This is a genomic window from Nocardioides cavernae (assembly GCF_013410035.1).
GTDB classification, from domain to species: domain Bacteria; phylum Actinomycetota; class Actinomycetes; order Propionibacteriales; family Nocardioidaceae; genus Nocardioides; species Nocardioides cavernae_A.
Window position 1 is genome coordinate 172,568 of the sequence record NZ_JACCBW010000001.1, and the last position, 17,739, is coordinate 190,306.

Sequence of the window (17,739 nt, forward strand, 5' to 3'; positions counted from 1 at the left end):
CAGCGACGTGATGGGTGGTGATCCCTGTTGATCACTGCATCGTGCGGTTGCGGAAGGTCCTGAGCGCCAGCGGCGCGACCACCGCCGTGATCCCCACCGTCCAGAGGATCGTGAACAGGACCGGGTGATGCATCGGCAGGTGCGCGTCGGGGGAGGCCGGACCGGTGTTGCCCCAGAGCTCGCGGACCGCCTGGACCAGCGCGGAGATCGGGTTCCACTCGGCGATCGCGCGCAGGACCGTGCCCATCCGCTCGGACGGCGCGAACGCGTTGGACAGGAAGGTCAGCGGGAAGATCGTCGTGAACATGACGCCGTTGACGGCCTCCACCGACCGCATGGCCGACCCGACGAGGATCCCGACCCAGATCATCGCGAAACCCCAGAGCAGCAGCAGGCCGTACGCCGCCAGTGCCTCGAGCACGGAACCGCGGATCCGCCAGCCGACCACGAGGCCGGTCAGCGACATCACGACGATGCCGATGAAGGAGTGCGTGATGCTCGACATGCTGCGACCGACGAGGATCGCCGCCGGGTTGATCGGCAGCGACCTGAACCGGTCGACGATGCCCTTGTCGATGTCCGCCGTCAGCCCGACGGCGACGATGAACGCGGCGAATGCGATCGTCTGGCCCATGATCCCGCCGAGCAGCCACTCGCGGTAGCCGGCGGGCGCGCCCACGGAGATGGCGCCGCCGAAGACGAACGCGAAGAGCAGCACGAACATCACCGGCTGGATGGTGACGTCGAGCAGCATCTCCGGCATCCGCTTGATGTGGATGAGGTTGCGCCGGAAGATCGTGACCGACTGGTGCCACAGCGACGTGTGGCGGATCGCGGGGCGTTCCAGCGTGCCGTGCTCCGGGCGGCTCATGCGCGCACCTCCTCGCCCTCGTTCGCAGCGCCTCCCGTGGCGTCCTCGACCTCCTCGGCGCGGTGGCCGGTCAGGTTGAGGAACACGTCGTCGAGACTCGGCCTCTGCAGGCCGAGGTCGTCGATCTCGATCCCGCTGCCGTCGAAGACCGAGGCGATCCGGGTCACGTCGGACAGGCCGTCGGCGGGTGCCGTGATCCGGCGCGCGGCCTCCTCGACGTGCGCCTCCAGCCCGGCGCCGCGGACGCGCTCCACGGCGGCAGCCAGGTCGTCGGCCCGGGAGACCGTCACGACCAGGGCCGCCTTGCCGGAGGCGTCCTTGAGCTCGAGCGGCGTCCCCTGGGCGATGACCGTGCCCCGATCGATCACGACGATGTCGTCGGCGAGCTGGTCGGCCTCCTCGAGGTACTGCGTGGTGAGCAGCAGGGTCGTGCCGTCCTCGACCAGGTCGCGCAGGACGTCCCACAGCTCGACGCGGCTGCGCGGGTCGAGGCCGGTGGTCGGCTCGTCGAGGAACAGCACGGGTGGGGTGGCGACCAGGCTGACCGCGAGGTCGAGGCGGCGACGCATGCCGCCGGAGTACGTCTTGACGACCCGGTCCGCGGCGCCGGCCAGCGAGAACCGCTCCAGCAGCTCGGTGCCCACCCGGTCGATGGTGCGCTTGTCGAGGCCGTAGAGGCTGCCGATCAGCCAGAGGTTCTCGCGTCCGGTGAGCAGCTCGTCGACCGTGGCCGACTGCCCGGTGAGACCCATCGAACGGCGTACGGCAGCGGGGTCGGTCAGCACGTCGTGCCCCGCGACCCGGGCCGTGCCACGGGTCGGGCGGGTGAGCGTCGTCATCATCCGCACGGTCGTCGTCTTGCCGGCGCCGTTGGGCCCGAGCAGGCCCAGCACCGTCCCCCGCGGGACGGCGAAGCTGACGTCGTCGACCGCCAGCGTCTCGCCGAACTCCTTGACCAGTCCCTCTGCCTCGATCGCGTGATCGTGTCCCACCGGCGCCGCCCTCCGTGACTATTCCGATTAGGAACACTACTCTCGGACCACGATGAGTCAAGACGTCCCGGTGACCGGCTACGCGATCCTCGGCCTGCTCACCTTCGGCGACGAGCTGACGGGCTACGAGGTCAAGCAGCGTGCCGACGTCACGCTCCGCTTCTACTGGGTGTCGCCCGCGATGAGCCAGGTCTACACCGAGCTGCGACGCCTCACCGAGCGCGGCCTGGTGCGCGCCGACGCCCGGCCGGACGGCGGGCGCGAGGTGACGACGTACGCCATCACGGACGCGGGCCAGGCCGCGCTGCGCGCGTGGATGGACGGCACCCCCGCGGGCTTCCCCGTCCTCAAGCACACCGTGCTGCTCCGCCTGCTGATCGGGCACGCCACCGAGCCGTCCCGGACGCGCGAGATGCTGCAGGACTACCTCGACGAGCTCGACCGGGCGAGCGCGGACCTCGAGGAGGTACGGCACGCACTGCGCGGCGCGGACCGACCGGGAGAGCCATTCCGGTTCCCGTCGCTCGTGGCGGACTGGGGACTGGACTACTTCGCCGCCGAGGGCCGCCACGCCCGGCGTGCGCTGGCCAGCCTCGAGGACGAGCCGACGGCCTGAATAGGGTGCTCCGGTGACCACCCGACGGAGCCGCGCCCTCCTCGGCCCCGTCGGCCTGATCCTCGTCGGCGTGCTGTCGGTCCAGTTCGGGGCGGCCATCGCCAAGAGCCTCTTCGGCGAGATCTCGCCGACGGCGATGGTGTGGCTGCGGCTCCTCACCAGCGCGGTCGTCCTCGTCGCGCTGGCGCGGCCCCGGTTCACCGGACGGTCACGCCAGGACTGGCTGGTCGTGCTCGGCTTCGGCGCGAGCCTCGCGACGATGAACTGGGCGATCTACCAGTCGTTCGCACGCCTCCCGCTCGGCATCGCGGTCACGATCGAGTTCATCGGACCGCTCACGCTCGCCGTGCTGGGCTCCCGGCGCGCGCGCGACGTCGCGTGGGTCCTGCTCGCGGGGGTCGGGGTGGTGCTGCTGGGGTTCCAGCGGACGGGACTGGACCTCGTCGGTGTGCTGTACGCCCTGCTCGCCGGCGCGGCCTGGGCGGCGTACATCCTGCTCAGCGCCAGCACCGGGAGGAGGTGGGCCGGTTTCGACGGCCTCGCCGTGGCCAGCCTCGTCGGCGCGGCCGCGATGACCCTCCCGGCGCTGCTCAGCGCCGGCGGCGACCTCTGGGACGGCCGGGTGCTCGTGATCGGCGCCCTGGTCGGCGTGCTCAGCTCGGTCATCCCCTACAGCTGCGAGCTCGTCGCGCTGCGGACCCTGCGCCCGGCCGTGTTCGGGATCCTCATGAGCCTGGAGCCGGCGGCCGCAGCCCTTGCGGCGATCGTCGTGCTGCAGGAGCACCTCTCGGTGGTGCAGTGGGCCGCCATCGCGTGCGTCATCGCGGCCTCGATCGGGGCGACGCGGTCGGGGGCCGCCCCGGGCGAGCACCCGAAGGATCATTCGGCCGCACCGGGCACACTGGCCACATGAGATCCCGGTTGGTCCTCGGTTCGCTGGCACTCACGCTCGGTGCCGCGACCGGGTGCGCGAGCAACACGCCGGCACCGCTGCCGCGGACCACCCAGCCGACCGACCTGCCCAGCCAGCCCACGCCGAGCGACTCCCCCACCGACCAGTCCGGGGAGTCCGACGAGTCCGGCGAGCAGCAGGGCCGCGACCGCGCGCCCCGGGCCGAGGGCACCCTCGTCGACCTGCTCGAGGTCCCGTGGGGAGTCGACTTCCTCCCCGACGGCGCGGCCGTGGTCACCGAACGCATCTCCGGACGCGTCCTGCAGGTCTCGGCCGAGGGCCGGCTCAGTCGCCTCGGCGCCATCTCCTCGACGGTCCCGCAGGGCGAGGCAGGACTCCTCGGGGTCGCCGTGTCACCCGACTTCGAGACCGACCGCACCCTGTTCTTCTACGTCACGACCTCGCAGGACAACCGGGTGGTGAAGGCCGAGCTCGACGGCGACGGCCTCGGCGAGACGTCGGTCGTGCTCGACGGCATCCCCGCGGGCTTCATCCACGACGGCGGGCGGATCGCGTTCGGTCCCGACGGCCACCTCTACGTCACCACCGGCGAGACGGGCGACCCCGAGCTCGCGCAGGACCCCGACAGCCTCGCCGGCAAGATCCTGCGCATCACCACCGACGGCGACCCCGCGCCCGGCAACCCCGACCCGGCGTCCCCCGTCTGGTCCCTCGGCCACCGCAACGTCCAGGGGCTCGCGTGGGACGACGAGGGGCGGCTGTGGGCCTCGGAGTTCGGCGACTCGGAGTGGGACGAGCTCAACCTGGTCGAGAAGGGCGGCAACTACGGCTGGCCCGAGGTCGAGGGCACCGGCGGCGGGTCGGACTTCATCGACCCGCAGCTGGTCTGGCCCGTCGACCAAGCCAGCCCGAGCGGGCTGGCGTACGCCGACGGCCGGCTGTGGATGGCCGGCCTGCGGGGCCAGCGCCTGTGGCGGATCGACGTCTCGGCCGCGGGCGAGGCGTCGAGGCCGACCGCCTTCTTCACCGAGGACTACGGGCGGCTGCGCACCGTCGCCACGGCACCCGACGGGATGCTGTGGGTGACGACGTCCAACAAGGACGGCCGCGGGAACCCGACCCCGGCGGACGACCGGATCATCCGGATCAGGCCCTGACCCGAGCGCCGCTCGGGCGTACGACCGCCCGGCGTGCGGCGCGACGCAGGGTCGTGAGGATCGCCGGACCCAGGACGACGATCGCGACCCCGGTGGTGATCGCCCGTCCGGTGTCCCACCCGCCGGTCGAGGTGAGGAGCGTGTAGACGAGGAAGCGGTGCGCGTTCTCGAGCACCGGCGCGCCCGCGACGTACGCCAGTGAGCCCTCGTGGCCGGGCACCAGGATGCCGAGCGTGAACGGCCACGAGCTGAGGTTCATCAGCAGGCCGTAGAGGTAGGACGCCACGACCGCGTACGCCGTGAGCATCGCGATCTCGGCGCGGCCGCCGACGCGCCGCGGCAGCAGCCCGGCGAACATCCCGACCCACGCCGCGCAGATCATCTGGAACGGCAGCCACGGACCGACCCCGGCCGTCAGCAGCGCGGAGGCGAACAGCGACGTGCAGCCGAGCGCGAAGCCGAACGCGGCGCCGAAGACCCGGCCGCCGAGGATGAGCAGGAAGAAGACCAGCTCGATCCCGGCCGTCCCGGCACCGAGCCCGCGCATGACGGCGTTGATCGCGGAGAGCACGCCGAGGACGGCCAGGACCCGCGATTCCATCCCTCCCTCGCCCATCTCGGCGAGCACGACGACCATCACCAGCGGGAGGAGCGCGAGGAAGATGAACGGTGGGTCGACGCGCTGGCCGGGCTCGGCCGCGAGGAGCAGCGGCCAGCACAGCATCATCAGCGCGACGACGGAGGCGATGGCCAGCACGGCCGCCGTACGGGGTCGGATGGGCAGCGCGACGCCCGGCTCCGGACGGGTCTCGACCGCACTCAAGCCTCGACCCTCTCGAGGGCGCCGGCCACTTCCTCGACCACCAGCCACGGGGCGCCGAGCACCTTGGTGACCTGGGGTGCGAACGACGGCGACTCGGCGAGCACCCGCCGGGACGGGCCGCTCGAGACGACCTCGCCCTCTGCCATCACCACGACCTCGTCCGCGACGTGCGCGGCGAACTCGACGTCATGGGTCGCGACCAGGACGGCGTGGTCGTGCGCCGCGAGGTCGCCGACGATGCGGGCCAGCTCGGCCTTGCCCGCGTAGTCGAGACCGCGTGTGGGCTCGTCGAGCAGCACGACCGGCGGGCGCGCGGTGAGCACGATCGCCAGCACCAGCGCGAGGCGCTGCCCCTCGGACAGGTCGCGGGGGTGGGCCGCGTCCTCGATCCCGGGCGCCAGCCGGTCGAGCAGTCGACGGCAGGTGCCGGGCTGCGCGTCGGCGCCGGTGTCGGCGGCGGCGCACTCCTCGGCGACCGTCTCGAGGTAGAGCAGGTCGGCGGCGGTCTGCGGGACCAGCCCGACGCGGGTACGCCGCCGCGCCGGCGGGAGGTCGGCGGGGTCCTCCCCGCCCACGTCGACCGAGCCGGATCGACGCCTGCCCGAGCCCTGCAGCGCCCAGATCAGGCTCGACTTCCCCGAGCCGTTGCGGCCCATCAGCACCGTCACCCGTCCCGCGGACAGCGTGAGGTCGAGGTCGCGGACAGCGACGTGCGCACCGTGCGTCACCGTGACGCCGCGCGCGACGGCCAGTGGGGCGAGGGGGCGCTCGGGCGCCGGTCCGGGAGCGGTGAGCGTCGGGAGCGTACGCGCGGCGCGGCGGGCGTCGCGCACGGTCAGCGGCAGCGGGGACCAGCCCGCCAGGCGCCCGAGCTCGACGAGCGGTGGGGCGACCGGTGAGTCGGCGAGCACGACCTGCGGGGCGTCGACGCGGATGCCGCCGTCGCCGGTGACGACGCAGATGCGGTCGGCGAAGGGCACCACCCGCTCCAGGCGGTGCTCGGCGAGCAGGACGGTCAGGCCGAGGTCGTGGACGAGGCGGGTGATGGTCGCCAGGACGTCCTCGGCGGCCGTCGGGTCGAGGGCCGACGTCGGCTCGTCCAGGACGAGGACCCGGGGGTGCGTGGTGAGCACGGCGCCGATCGCGACACGCTGCTGCTGGCCGCCGGAGAGGGTACGCAGGTCCCGGGCCCGCAGGTCGGCGATGCCGAGCAGGTCGAGGGTCTCCTCGACCCGGCGCCGCATCGTCTCCGGCGCGGTCCCGAGCTGCTCCATGCCGTAGGCGAGCTCCTCCTCGACCGTGTCGGCGACGAACCCGGCCAGCGGGTCCTGGCCCACGTAGCCCACGAGGTGGGCGCGCTCGCGCGGAGGCTGGTCGACGATGCTGCGGCCGTCGAGCAGGACGTCGCCGGTGAGCTCGCCGCCGGTGAAGCGCGGCACGAGGCCGGTGATGATGCCGAGGAGGGTCGACTTCCCGACGCCGGTGCGTCCCGAGACGAGCACCAGCTCCCCCTCGTCCAGGGTGAGGTCGACCCCGCGCAGCACCTCGTGCTCGGCGTAGCGGAAGCCGACGTCGCGCAGCTCGATCACGCGGTCACCTCCCGGTGGACGACGGAGCTGGCCGGCACGGGTGTCGCGATCGCGGGCAGGGCGCCCAGGAGTCCGACGGCGAGGGCGAGGGGCGTGAGGTAGGGCGCGACGTCCACCCCGGGGTACGCGACGACGTACTGGCTGCGGCCGACGTACCAGCCCAGGACCGCGACGACGACCCCGACGCCCACGGTGAACAGCTCCGCGCCCCGCCACGGGTCCGGCCGGTAGCGGGTGCGCTGCACGCGCCGCCCGGCGCTCACCAGACCCAGGACGGCGACGACCACGGACGCGCCGAGCATCGGCAGCGCGAGCACCTGCGGCGCCGTCGGGTCGAGCCAGGCGTAGGTCCCGACGCAGATCCCGGTGAGGGCGGCCAGCAGCAACCCGCCGGTCACCCACCGCTCGCGGACGCTCGCCCCGCCGGCGCGGCCGTAGCCGCGGGTGTCCATCCCCGCCGCGAGCGCGAGCGAGCGCTCCAGCGCGTCCTCGAGGACCGGCACGAGGAAGCGGCGCAGGCGACCCACCCCCGAGGTGGCGCCCCCGCGCAGGGCCTGCGCGGCACGGACCCGCCGGGCGCTGTCGGCGAGCTGGGGGAAGATCGTCACGGCCACGACGAGCGCGGTGCCGATCTCGTAGAGCGCCGGCGGCACGGAGGCGAGCAGCCGCTTCGGGTTCGCGAGCGAGTTCGCGGCGCCGACGCAGAGGATGATCGCGGCGAGCCGGAGCCCGTCGTAGAGGCCCGCGAGCAGCGCCTGGCTCGTGATCGGACCGAGAAGGCGCACGCCGGCCGCCCAGTCCGGCAGCGGGACCTCCGGGAGCGGCACCAGCACGTCACCGATCTCCTGGCCGCCGAAGACGATCCGGAACACGACCCGCAGCACCACGGTCAGGGCCGCGAGCAGGGCGTACAGCCGGAACGAGCGGCCGAACGGGTGTCCGGACCGGCGCGCCATGACGACCACCGTCGCCGACCCCATGACCAGGAGCAGCAGCAGCGGGTTCGTCGTCAGGGACGCTGCCGTCGCGAGCCCGATCGCCCAGGCCCACCAGGCGATCGGGTGCAGGTCACGCGGCAGGACGGCACCGGGCACGCGGGTCAGGCTCCTCGCCGTCGCCGGGAGACGAGCACGCTGACCGCGATCGCCAGCGCGACCAGGACCGCGACCGTCACCGCGGTCGGGATGCGGCCCGGCTGGTCGGTCGGCTGCGCGGCCTCGGAGGAGGCGCTTGCCGTTGAGTCTGCGGGAGACTCAGCTCCGGTCGCGGGGGTCGGCGAGGGGTAGCTCGACGGTGAGTCGCCAGGAGACTCAGGGTCCCCGGCGCCGGCCTTGTCGCGCTTCGTGTCGTCCTTCTCCGACCCGCCGTCTGCACCTGAGTCTGCAGGAGACTCAGAGGCAAGGGGCGACTCGGAGGGGCTGCTCGACGAGTCCGACGGGCTCGCGGACGGGCTCGAGGACGGGCTGGCGGACGGCGACGGGGTGGCGGTCGAGCCGGACGTGCCGCCCGACTTCCCGCCGTTGCCACCGTCTCCGCCGCCGTTCTTGCCACCGTTCTTCCCGCCGCCCGGGGTGGGCGACGAGCTGCTGGTCGGCGTGCTGGACGAGGGGGCGGAGGTCGGCGACGGTGCCGTCGGGCTCGCGGTGGGCGTGCTGGCCTGCACCGGCGGGGCGACGCTCGGCGGTACGGCACCGCTGCTGCCGCGGTCCTGCTGCCACGCCCAGCCGACGGACCCGCCGGCCGGGACGGTGAGGGCACCGACGCCGTAGCTCGAGTACGTCCACGAGGCGCGCGAGCCGTCGGACCACCACAGCCCCCAGTAGTTGTCCGCCGGGGCGCAGTCGCCGGCGGGCTTGCCCTGCACCCCGCAGACGTAGCCGGGCTGCCGGGACGACGGCGACATCGCCACCCCGACCGAGGAGAAGATGGTCGTGGCGCTCCTGCCACCGCCGTCGGCCGCGCAATAGGTCTCGACGGGGCCGCCGAGCTCGCGGAAGTCGACGACCACGCTCACCCCGCCCCCGGACGTGCAGGTCGCGGCAGACGCCGCGGGCGCGCCCGCGACGCCCCCACCCACCAGGCCCGCGGCCAGGAGGGTGAGGGAGGTGATGACCCGCCGAGCCCGGGCACCCATCGAGGTCACTTCCGACGGATCCAGAACTTCGTGGTGACCGGGTCGGCACCGGCGGCGGTCTGGGTGGCGACCACCCGGACCCGCTTGGTGCCGAGCACGGCGCGGGCAGGCTTGGTCAGCTCGAGGCGCACCTTCGCGGTGGCGCCGGGCGCGACCGAGTAGGCCGACTTCGCGACGACGAGGACCTTCTTCTTCTTGCCCTTGCCGAGCGCGACCTTGCCGTCCGTGCGGACCTTGACCTTGCCCGTGCAGGCGACAGCGCCCTCGCAGGCGACCTCGACCTTGAAGACGCCCTTCTTGCCGACCTTGACCACCTTGGCGACGGTCAGGTCGCCCACGGCCGGCACCGCCGGGGCGGCGGGGGCGGGGGCGACGGTGGCAGCCGTGGTCGCGGTCGCCGAGCCGGCGAGCGTGGTGACCTTGAAGGTCTGCGCCGCGGCACCGGCCGGCAGCGTGAAGGTGACCGGGACGGTCGAGCCGGTGCCGGTGACCTGCTTGGACTGCGTGCCGAGGCTGACGCACGCGGCCTCGCCCGCGCCGAGACCGGCGACCGTGACGGTGACGGTGGACTTCTCCACCGCCGTGGCCGGCGCCGAGATCGTGACGTCGCCGCCGGCGGGCAGGTGCGCGAGCGCCGGGAGCGCCTGGGCGGTGGCGCGACGCGCCAGCTCACGGATCGGCACCGAGATCGAGCCCGCGGTCCGTGCGGCCGTCAGGTCGGCGGGCTTGTACGCCACCGCACCGTTGTCGGCGGACAGCGTCGAGGCGCACGGCGCCAGGTCCGCGACCTGGATGGAGCGGAGCCACGTGGCCGCCTTCGTCGCGGCGGCGTCGTGGCCGGCCTCGCCGAGCGCCCAGCCGGCCAGGCCGACGGTGTTGGAGTTGACCCCGAGGACACCCGCGCTGAACGAGCCGTCGGCGGCCTGCTGGGCCTTCAGCCAGCTCGCGGCGAGGTAGGCGGCGCCCCGCGCGGCGACCGGCGCGTCCGGGGTCTCGAGGATGTTGATGACGGCCAGCGCGGTCGTGTCGACCTCACCCGTCGCGCCGTCGGCACAGCCCTGGTCGGGCGCGTCCTTGTCGGGGTCGAGGGAGGCCCGGAAGGAGCCGTCGTCGCACTGCTGCTGGAGCAGGAAGGACATGACCTCGTCGGCGAGGTCGGACTCCTGGCCCGCGAGGGCGCGCGCGGCCCACGACTGGCTGATGACGTTGAGCGAGTCGGTGGGCTCACCGGTCGTGAAGTCCGTCTCGTCGACGTTCTGCACGCGGCCGGCGCTGGGGCCCAAGAGCGCGACGTTGTCCTCGACGAGCTCCTGGAGGTCCGGGCCGGCGAAGTCGGCGAGGTCCTTGCCGGCGACCTGGGCCAGGACGATCGCCTTGGCGGCCGAGCCGGTGTAGATCGTGGGCGCGAAGGGCTGGTACCAGTCGGTCACGACGGGCGCGACGGCGTCCGCGACCTGGCGGACCGCGGTCGCCGGGCCGCCGACGGCGTCGAGGCCGAAGGCGATGTCCGCGGAGAGGCCCAGGTCGTCGAAGCCGTACTCGTCGTTGCGCAGGATCCCGTCGGTCAACTGTGCCTTCAGCCAGGTGCTGCCGGCGGCGACGGAGCGGTCGCCGGCCGTCTGCGCGGCGTACGTCGGGGCGGCGACGGCGAGCGTGGAGGCGGCGACCGCGAGGGCCGCGAGCCCGGAGGTGAGCTTCATGGTTCCTTCCTCGCTGCGACAGCGAGGGCGGCGGCGTCGACCGTCAGCCCGCTGCATTCCTCGACAGCGATGGTGATCAAGACGCGTCGAGGCAGGTGTTCCGGCTTGCACGGGAGGTCCCGTGCCCACGGTTGCGGGTCAGCGCCGGATTCGGACCGGCTTTCCCCAGCTCGGGCGTGTGTGGTGCCGACCCGGGCGGGTGCGGCAGCCGAAGCGTAACCCCGGCCCGTCCCGGGACGCACGTCGGCCCGACGCCCTCCGCGAGGGAGAACGCCGGGCCGATGCGGGTGGTGCGGGTGGGTCAGTTGCGCACGCGGAGCGAGGTGCGGGCCTCGTCGTCCGAGGTCTTCACCAGGCCGACCCGGCGCTGGTTGCCCGCGGGCAGCTGCAGCTTGCGGACGATCTTGTCGCCGGTCTTCTTGCCCTTGACGCGGACGAAGTCGCCCTTGACCTGCAGGCAGGCGCTCTCGCTGGGCGCGAGGCCGAAGACGCGGAACTGCACGCGCTCGCCGGCACGGGCCTGCTTGCGGACCGAGACGATCCGCAGCTGGTCCTTGCTGGCGGGGGCGAACTGGAGGCCCAGGATCGCCTGCGAGGTCGCGCGACGCCACTCGTCACGCGCCCCGGCCGGGATGCCGGCGGTCTTCGCGTCGCCCATCGTCCGGTCCTTGCGGTACGCCACGGCGCCGGTGTCCTTGGTCAGCGCGGTGCGGCACTTGTACTTGTCGACGGGCTGGTTCTTGCGGACCCACAGCGCGGCCTTCTGCGCGCCCTCGCGGTTCTGCAGGAGACCGAGCGCGTAGCCGCCGAGCGCGGTCGTGTTGGTGTTGATCTGCGCACCGGTGCCCGAGCTGCGGAAGGCGCCGCTCTTGCGCTGGCGGGCCGCCAGCCACGTGCCGGCCTTGGCGAGCGCGGCCTGGACGCCCTGGCTCTTGTCACCCGACTCGACGAGGTTGATCACGGCGAGGGCCGTGGCGTCCGCGTCGGCCTCGCTGCCTGCGACGCCCTCGGCGCACGCTTGGCTCGGCACGTCCGCCTTGTCGAACTTCAGCCGGAAGTAGCCCGAGGTGCACTGCTGCTTGAGCAGGAAGTCGCGGGCGGCGCCGGCCTCGGCCGAGTTGGCGAGCGTCAGGGCACGCACGGCGTACGACTGGCCGACCACGTTGGCGAAGTTGCCGGACTCCGACTTGTCGAAGATGCGGCCCGCGATCGCCGCGGCCTGCGGCTCGGCTGCCGGGTCCTTCGGCACGTCGGCGGTGCGCTCCTCCAGACGGGTGACGAGGTTGATCCCGCCATAGCTCGTCGGGTTCTTCTTCGCGGTGCGCGCGAAGGACGCGGCCTTGGCGAGGGCGCCGGCGTACGACTCCTTCGTCCCGTCACCGACGTAGTCGGCGATGCGCGGCTCGAGGGCGTTGTTGATCGCCGTGACGGTCGCGCCCTGCCCGCTGACGGTCGAGATCGCCATGCCGGCGTCGATCGTGAGGCCGAAGTCCGGCCCGGACGTGCCGACCAAAAGGCCGTTGGTGAGCTCTCCACCGAGCCACTGGGCGGCGATGGTGGAGGGGGTGCTGTCGGTGTTGACCGCCGCACGGGCGGACTTCAGCGCCGCCGACGGGTCGGCCGACGCAGGCGCGGCCACGAGGACCCCGGCTGCGAGCGCGGCGGTCGACAGGGCGACCGCGGCACCTCGGATGGGCTTGAGGGACTGGTGCATGACTTCCTTCCCGCTCGCCGAGGACCCCACGACGGCACGCAGCCGCCACGCCTCGAGAGTGCGAGCGTTGGTTGGTGATGTGACCGGTGTGACTCGCCAGCACCCTAACAAGTTGTCTAGACCGCGAACTTTCTCAGGCGAGCTTCTCCAGGATGAGCTCGCGCACCCGCCCTGCGTCGGCCTGGCCGCGCATCTCCTTCATGACCGCACCGATGAGCGCGCCGGCCGCGGCGACCTTGCCGTCGCGGATCTTCTCGGCGACGTCGGGGTTGGCGGCGATGGCGTTGTCGACGGCGGCGCCGAGGGCACCGTCGTCGGAGACGACCGCGAGACCGCGCTTCTCGACGACCTCGTCGGGGGTGCCCTCGCCGGCGAGCACGCCCTCGAACACCTGACGGGCCAGCTTGTCGTTGACGGTCTTGTCGTCGACCAGGGCCTGGATCCGAGCCACGTCGGCGGGGGTGATCGGGAGGTCCGCGAGGTCGACGCCGTCCTCGTTGCTGCGCCGCGCCAGCTCGCCGAGCCACCACTTGCGGGCCGCCTGCGGCGTCGTGCCCGCGGCGATGGTCTCCTCGACCAGTCCGAGCGCGCCGGCACCGACGGTGTCGCGCATCTCGAGGTCGCTGAAGCCCCACTCGGCCTGCAGCCGGGCGCGGCGGGCCGTCGGGTTCTCCGGCAGTGTCCCGCGCAGCTCCTCGACCCACTCGCGGCTCGGCGCGACGGGCACGAGGTCGGGCTCGGGGAAGTAGCGGTAGTCCTCGGCGTCGGACTTCTCGCGGCCGCTGGTCGTGATGCCGGTGTCCTCGTGCCAGTGGCGGGTCTCCTGGAGGATGGAGCCACCGCCGCTGAGGATCGCCGCGTGCCGCTGCATCTCGAAGCGCACCGCGCGCTCCACCGAGCGGAACGAGTTGACGTTCTTGGTCTCGGTGCGGGTGCCGAGGACGCCGCTGCCCTTCGGCGAGAGCGAGAGGTTGACGTCGGCGCGCAGGTTGCCCTGGTCCATCCGCGCCTCCGAGACGCCGAGGGCCACGATCAGCTCACGCAGCTGCGAGACGTACGCCTTGGCGACCTCGGGTGCCCGCTCCCCCGCTCCGAGGATCGGGCGGGTGACGATCTCGATGAGCGGGATGCCGGCGCGGTTGTAGTCGACCAGCGAGTGGTCGGCGCCGTGGATGCGTCCGGTGGCGCCGCCGACGTGCAGCGACTTGCCGGTGTCCTCCTCCATGTGGGCGCGCTCGATCTCCACCCTGAACGTCTCGTCGCCGCCCCCCTCGGTGGGCACCGTGACGTCCATCCAGCCGTCGAACGCGATCGGCTCGTCGTACTGCGAGGTCTGGAAGTTCTTCGGCATGTCCGGGTAGAAGTAGTTCTTCCGGGCGAAGCGGCACCACTCGGCGATCTCGCAGTTGAGCGCGAGGCCGATCCGGATCGCCGACTCGACGGCCTTGCCGTTGACGACCGGCATCGCCCCCGGGAGCCCCAGGCAGGTCGGGCAGGTGCCGGCGTTGGGCTCGCCGCCGAAGACGGCCGGGCAGCCGCAGAACATCTTCGACGCGGTGTTGAGCTCGACGTGCACCTCGAGGCCGAGGGCGGGGTCGTACGCCGCCAGCACGTCGTCGAACGGCATGAGCGCGGCGGTGGTCGATGCGGTCATCGGGCCGGTCCTTCCAGTGCGGGGGCCTTGTCGAGGAGGGGGGCGCCCCACTGCTCGAGGTGGAGTGCCTCGAGCGCGGCGCCGACCCGGTAGACCCGGTCGTCGGCGAGCGCCGGCGCGAGGACCTGGAACCCGCTGGGCAGGCCGTCCTCGTCGGCGAGGCCGTTGGGGACCGAGATGCCGGGCACGCCGGCGAGGTTCGCCGGGATGGTGGCGAGGTCGTTGAGGTACATCGCCATCGGGTCGTCGAGCTTCTCGCCCAGCCTGAACGCCGTGGTCGGCGCCGTGGGCGACACCAGGACGTCGACGTCGCCGAACGCGGCGTCGAAGTCGCGGCTGATGAGCGTGCGGATCTTCTGGGCCTGGCCGTAGTAGGCGTCGTAGTAGCCCGACGAGAGGGCGTACGTGCCCAGGATGATGCGGCGCTTCACCTCGTCGCCGAAGCCGGCGTCGCGCGTGGCCCGCATGACGTCCTCGGCGCTCGGGTCGCCCTCGGGCGTCACCCGCAGGCCGTAGCGCATCGCGTCGAACTTCGCGAGGTTGCTCGACGCCTCGGCCGGGAGGATCAGGTAGTAGGCGGCGAGGGCGTGCACGAACGACGGGCAGGACACCTCGACGACCTCGGCGCCGGCCTTGACCAGCAGCTCGACGGACTCGTCGAAGCGCGCCATCACGCCCGGCTGCCACCCCTCGCCCGCGAGCTCGGTGACGACGCCGACCTTCACGCCGCTCATGTCGCCGGCCGAGCCGGCCCGCGCGGCGTCGGTGAACGAGGGCCAGTCCTGCTGGATCGACGTGGAGTCGCGCGGGTCGTGCCCGCCGATCACGTCGTGCAGCATCGCGGCGTCGAGCACCGTGCGGGTCACGGGGCCGGCCTGGTCGAGGCTGTTGGCCAGGGCGACCAGGCCGTAGCGCGAGACGCCGCCGTAGGTCGGCTTGACGCCGACCGTGCCGGTCACCGCGCCGGGCTGGCGGATCGAGCCGCCGGTGTCGGTGCCGATGGCCAGGGGCGCCTCGAACGCCGCGACCGCGGCCGCGGAGCCGCCGCCGGAGCCGCCGGGGATCCGGTCGAGGTCCCACGGGTTGTGGGTCGGGCCGTAGGCGGAGTGCTCGGTGGAGGAGCCCATCGCGAACTCGTCCATGTTGGTCTTGCCGAGGATCGGCAGACCGGCCGCGCGCAGGCGGGTCACGACGGTCGCGTCGTAGGGCGGCACCCAGCCCTCGAGGATCCGCGACCCGCAGGTCGTCGGCAGGCCGCGGGTGGCGAGCACGTCCTTGACGGCGACGGGTACGCCGTCGAGCGGGCCGCGTGCCTCACCGCGCGCGCGGCGGGCGTCGGACTCCGCGGCCTCGGCGAGCGCGCCGTCGCGGTCGACGTGGAGGAAGGCGTGGACGTCGGTGTCGACGTCGTCGATGCGGTCGAGGTGGGCCTCGGTCAGCGCCACGGAGGTCGTCGCGCCGGACGCGAGGTCCTCGGCCAGCGTGGCCGCGGTGCGGCGGGTCAGGTCGCTCATCAGGCCTCCTCGCCCAGGATCCGAGGCACCGAGAAGCGCTGCTCCTCCACGGCGGGTGCGCCGGACAGCGCCTCCTCGGCGGTCAGGCCGGGCACGACGACGTCCTCGCGGAACACGTTGGTCAGCGGGATCGCGTGCGACGTGGGGGGCACGTCGTCGCCGGCCACGCCGTTGATGGAGGCGACGGACTCGAGGATCACGCTCAGCTGCGGTGCGAGGTGGTCGAGCTCGGCGTCGGAGAGGTCGATGCGGGCGAGCGTGGCGAGGTGCGCCACCTCGTCCCGGGAGATCTCAGGCATGCCGCAATCCTAGGTCCACGCCACGCTCGCTCCGGCGGCCGGTCGGGACGGACGTCCCGATCGTCCTGACCGGTCGGGATCGACGTCCCGTGCCCCGGGATGCGCCCCGGCCGGAACGTCGACCCCATGAGGATCTGGCGGGCCGGGACGGCCATCGTGGGGGCGCTGCTGGTCGTGGGCGCGACGGGGTGCGGGGTGGCCGGGCAGCGGCCGGTGGCGGGCACGAGCACGGCGCTGCCGTCCGGCTCCGGGTCCGCGGCGTCGGTGGCGTCCGGGGCGTCCGGGGCGTCCGCGGTGTCCGAGGCGTCCGGGGACGAGGCCGGGCTGCCCGGGCGCCGGGGCAGCGAGGACTGGCGGATCTCGCGGCCGGCGCTGCGCGGCGAGCTCGCGGCGTACTCCACCCGGGCGAGCGGCCTGCCCGGGGCGCGCGTCGGCCTCAAGGTGTCGACCACCGAGGGCGGCTGGGAGGCGTCCGCCTACCGGATCGGGTCCTACCCGGGCGGGACCGGGGCGTTCGTCTGGGAGTCCGGCTTCCGCGTCGGGCGCCAGCAGTCGGCGCCGGTCTTCAGCCCGTACGAGACCCGCACGGTCGTCGCGCCGTGGGAGCGGGACCTCACCGTCGACACGGCCACGTGGGAGCCGGGCTTCTACGTCTTCCGCCTGCGCACCGACACCGGCTGGGAGACGCAGGTCCCCTACGTCGTGACGTCGCCGTCGGCGGAGGGCACGGTCGCGCTGGTGGCGCCGGTGACGACGTGGCAGGCCTACAACCAGTGGGGTGGCTACAGCCTGTACGCCGGCGCGAACGGCGACAGCCAGAGCCACGCGGTGAGCTTCGACCGGCCCTACAACGGCGCGACGGGTGCCAACGACTACCGCACGGCGGCGCTGCCGATCGTGGTGCGCGCCGAGGCGACCGGGGTCCCGCTGTCGTACTTCACCAACATCGACCTGCACACCACCCCGGGCGCGCTCGACGGCGCCCGCGGCTACGTCTCGATGGGGCACGACGAGTACTGGACGCCCACCATGCGCCAGGTCGTCCTCGACGCCCGCGACGCCGGCACCAACCTGGCCTTCCTCGGCGCCAACACCATGTACTGGCGGATCCGCCTGGAGCCGCGGCCCACCGGCCACGCCCGCGTGGTCGTCGGCTACCGGCACGACGCCCACCTCGACCCGCTGTACGCGCAGGGCTCGCCCGAGACGACCGCGCTGTTCCGCGAGCCGCCCGCCCCGCGGCCCGAGCACGACCTCGTCGGGATGCAGTACGAGTGCTACCCGGTCGACACCGACTACGTGGTCACCACCCCGGACTGGTGGGGCTTCCGCGGCACCGGCGTCCGCCGGGGCGACCACGTCCACGGCCTTGTCGGCCCGGAGGCCGACCGGGTCTACCCCGACGCGCGGCTCCCCCGCCCCCTGCAGGTCCTCGCGCACTCGCCGTACAGCTGCCGCGGCGTCACCACCACGTCGCAGTCGGTCTACTACTCGACACCGTCGGGGGCCGGCGTGTTCTCCGCAGGGACGCTGCGCTGGGGCTGCGCGATGGTGGACCGGTGCGAGCGCCCGCTGGGCGAGGAGACGCGCGCCTTCACGCGCACGGTCACCACCACGGTGGTCGAGGGATTCGGCCGCGGACCGGTCGGGAGGAGGCACCCGGCGCGCGACAACGTCGCCGACTTCGACCTCTCCCCGGTCAACACGGTCCCGGCGAGTTGAGGCAGCGCGGCAGACGACGGAGGAGGGGTTCGGCCATGATG

The 17,739-nt window shown here is 73.3% G+C and carries 15 protein-coding genes; 4 read left to right on the top strand and 11 right to left on the bottom strand.

Features of this window, described 5'->3' with window-relative positions:
- Nucleotides 1-31 precede the first annotated feature (31 nt).
- Nucleotides 32-871, bottom strand: coding sequence for an ABC transporter permease (locus tag F4692_RS00840; RefSeq protein WP_179617765.1), 840 nt, complete (start codon nt 869-871; stop codon nt 32-34).
- Nucleotides 868-1,863: an ATP-binding cassette domain-containing protein gene (locus tag F4692_RS00845; protein ID WP_179617766.1), complete on the bottom strand. Its 996-nt coding sequence runs from the start codon at nt 1,861-1,863 to the stop codon at nt 868-870. The genes F4692_RS00840 and F4692_RS00845 overlap by 4 nt, the downstream gene beginning before the upstream one ends.
- 52 nt (nt 1,864-1,915) lie before the next feature.
- On the opposite strand from F4692_RS00845, the gene F4692_RS00850 reads away from it, so the two are divergent.
- From F4692_RS00850 to F4692_RS00860, 3 genes are read left to right on the top strand one after another with little or no spacing between them, the layout of a single operon-like run.
- The gene (locus tag F4692_RS00850; RefSeq protein ID WP_179617767.1) at nt 1,916-2,479 is read left to right on the top strand and encodes a PadR family transcriptional regulator; all 564 of its coding nucleotides are present in this window, start codon (nt 1,916-1,918) and stop codon (nt 2,477-2,479) included.
- A gap of 13 nt (nt 2,480-2,492) precedes the next feature.
- Nucleotides 2,493-3,392 (top strand): EamA family transporter, encoded by a 900-nt coding sequence (locus F4692_RS00855; RefSeq protein WP_179617768.1) that lies wholly within the window; start codon nt 2,493-2,495, stop codon nt 3,390-3,392.
- A complete protein-coding gene (locus F4692_RS00860; protein WP_179617769.1) occupies nt 3,389-4,549 on the top strand; it encodes a PQQ-dependent sugar dehydrogenase in 1,161 nt (386 codons plus the stop codon). Before F4692_RS00855 ends, F4692_RS00860 begins: the two co-directional genes overlap by 4 nt.
- Here the strand turns inward: F4692_RS00860 and F4692_RS00865 are convergent.
- The 9 genes from F4692_RS00865 to gatC all read right to left on the bottom strand — a co-directional run bounded on the left by F4692_RS00865 (nt 4,539) and on the right by gatC (nt 15,976).
- The gene (locus F4692_RS00865) at nt 4,539-5,372 is read right to left on the bottom strand and encodes an ECF transporter S component (RefSeq protein ID WP_257029418.1); all 834 of its coding nucleotides are present in this window, start codon (nt 5,370-5,372) and stop codon (nt 4,539-4,541) included. The genes F4692_RS00860 and F4692_RS00865 overlap by 11 nt on opposite strands.
- Entirely contained in the window at nt 5,369-6,961 is a 1,593-nt protein-coding gene (locus F4692_RS00870; RefSeq protein WP_179617770.1) for an ABC transporter ATP-binding protein, read from the bottom strand. The genes F4692_RS00865 and F4692_RS00870 overlap by 4 nt, the downstream gene beginning before the upstream one ends.
- Complete coding sequence (locus tag F4692_RS00875) at nt 6,958-8,055, bottom strand: energy-coupling factor transporter transmembrane component T (RefSeq protein WP_179617771.1); 1,098 nt, start codon at nt 8,053-8,055, stop codon at nt 6,958-6,960. The genes F4692_RS00870 and F4692_RS00875 overlap by 4 nt, the downstream gene beginning before the upstream one ends.
- Before the next feature lie 5 nt (nt 8,056-8,060).
- Nucleotides 8,061-9,095, bottom strand: a complete 1,035-nt coding sequence (locus tag F4692_RS00880; RefSeq protein ID WP_179617772.1) for a hypothetical protein — start codon at nt 9,093-9,095, stop codon at nt 8,061-8,063.
- A gap of 5 nt (nt 9,096-9,100) precedes the next feature.
- Nucleotides 9,101-10,795: a prenyltransferase/squalene oxidase repeat-containing protein gene (locus tag F4692_RS00885; protein ID WP_179617773.1), complete on the bottom strand. Its 1,695-nt coding sequence runs from the start codon at nt 10,793-10,795 to the stop codon at nt 9,101-9,103.
- A 301-nt stretch (nt 10,796-11,096) separates the two neighbouring features.
- Nucleotides 11,097-12,509: a prenyltransferase/squalene oxidase repeat-containing protein gene (locus F4692_RS00890; RefSeq protein WP_179617774.1), complete on the bottom strand. Its 1,413-nt coding sequence runs from the start codon at nt 12,507-12,509 to the stop codon at nt 11,097-11,099.
- Nucleotides 12,510-12,642: 133 nt separating this feature from the next.
- Complete coding sequence (gene gatB, locus F4692_RS00895; RefSeq protein WP_179617775.1) at nt 12,643-14,163, bottom strand: Asp-tRNA(Asn)/Glu-tRNA(Gln) amidotransferase subunit GatB; 1,521 nt, start codon at nt 14,161-14,163, stop codon at nt 12,643-12,645.
- Nucleotides 14,160-15,677, bottom strand: coding sequence for an Asp-tRNA(Asn)/Glu-tRNA(Gln) amidotransferase subunit GatA (gene gatA, locus F4692_RS00900; RefSeq protein WP_179617776.1), 1,518 nt, complete (start codon nt 15,675-15,677; stop codon nt 14,160-14,162). The genes gatB and gatA overlap by 4 nt, the downstream gene beginning before the upstream one ends.
- A complete protein-coding gene (gene gatC, locus F4692_RS00905) occupies nt 15,677-15,976 on the bottom strand; it encodes an Asp-tRNA(Asn)/Glu-tRNA(Gln) amidotransferase subunit GatC (protein WP_179617777.1) in 300 nt (99 codons plus the stop codon). Before gatC ends, gatA begins: the two co-directional genes overlap by 1 nt.
- A gap of 126 nt (nt 15,977-16,102) precedes the next feature.
- Here gatC and F4692_RS00910 point away from each other — a divergent pair, with 126 nt between their 5' ends.
- Nucleotides 16,103-17,698: a N,N-dimethylformamidase beta subunit family domain-containing protein gene (locus F4692_RS00910; protein ID WP_179617778.1), complete on the top strand. Its 1,596-nt coding sequence runs from the start codon at nt 16,103-16,105 to the stop codon at nt 17,696-17,698.
- The last annotated feature ends 41 nt before the right edge of the window (nt 17,699-17,739 follow it).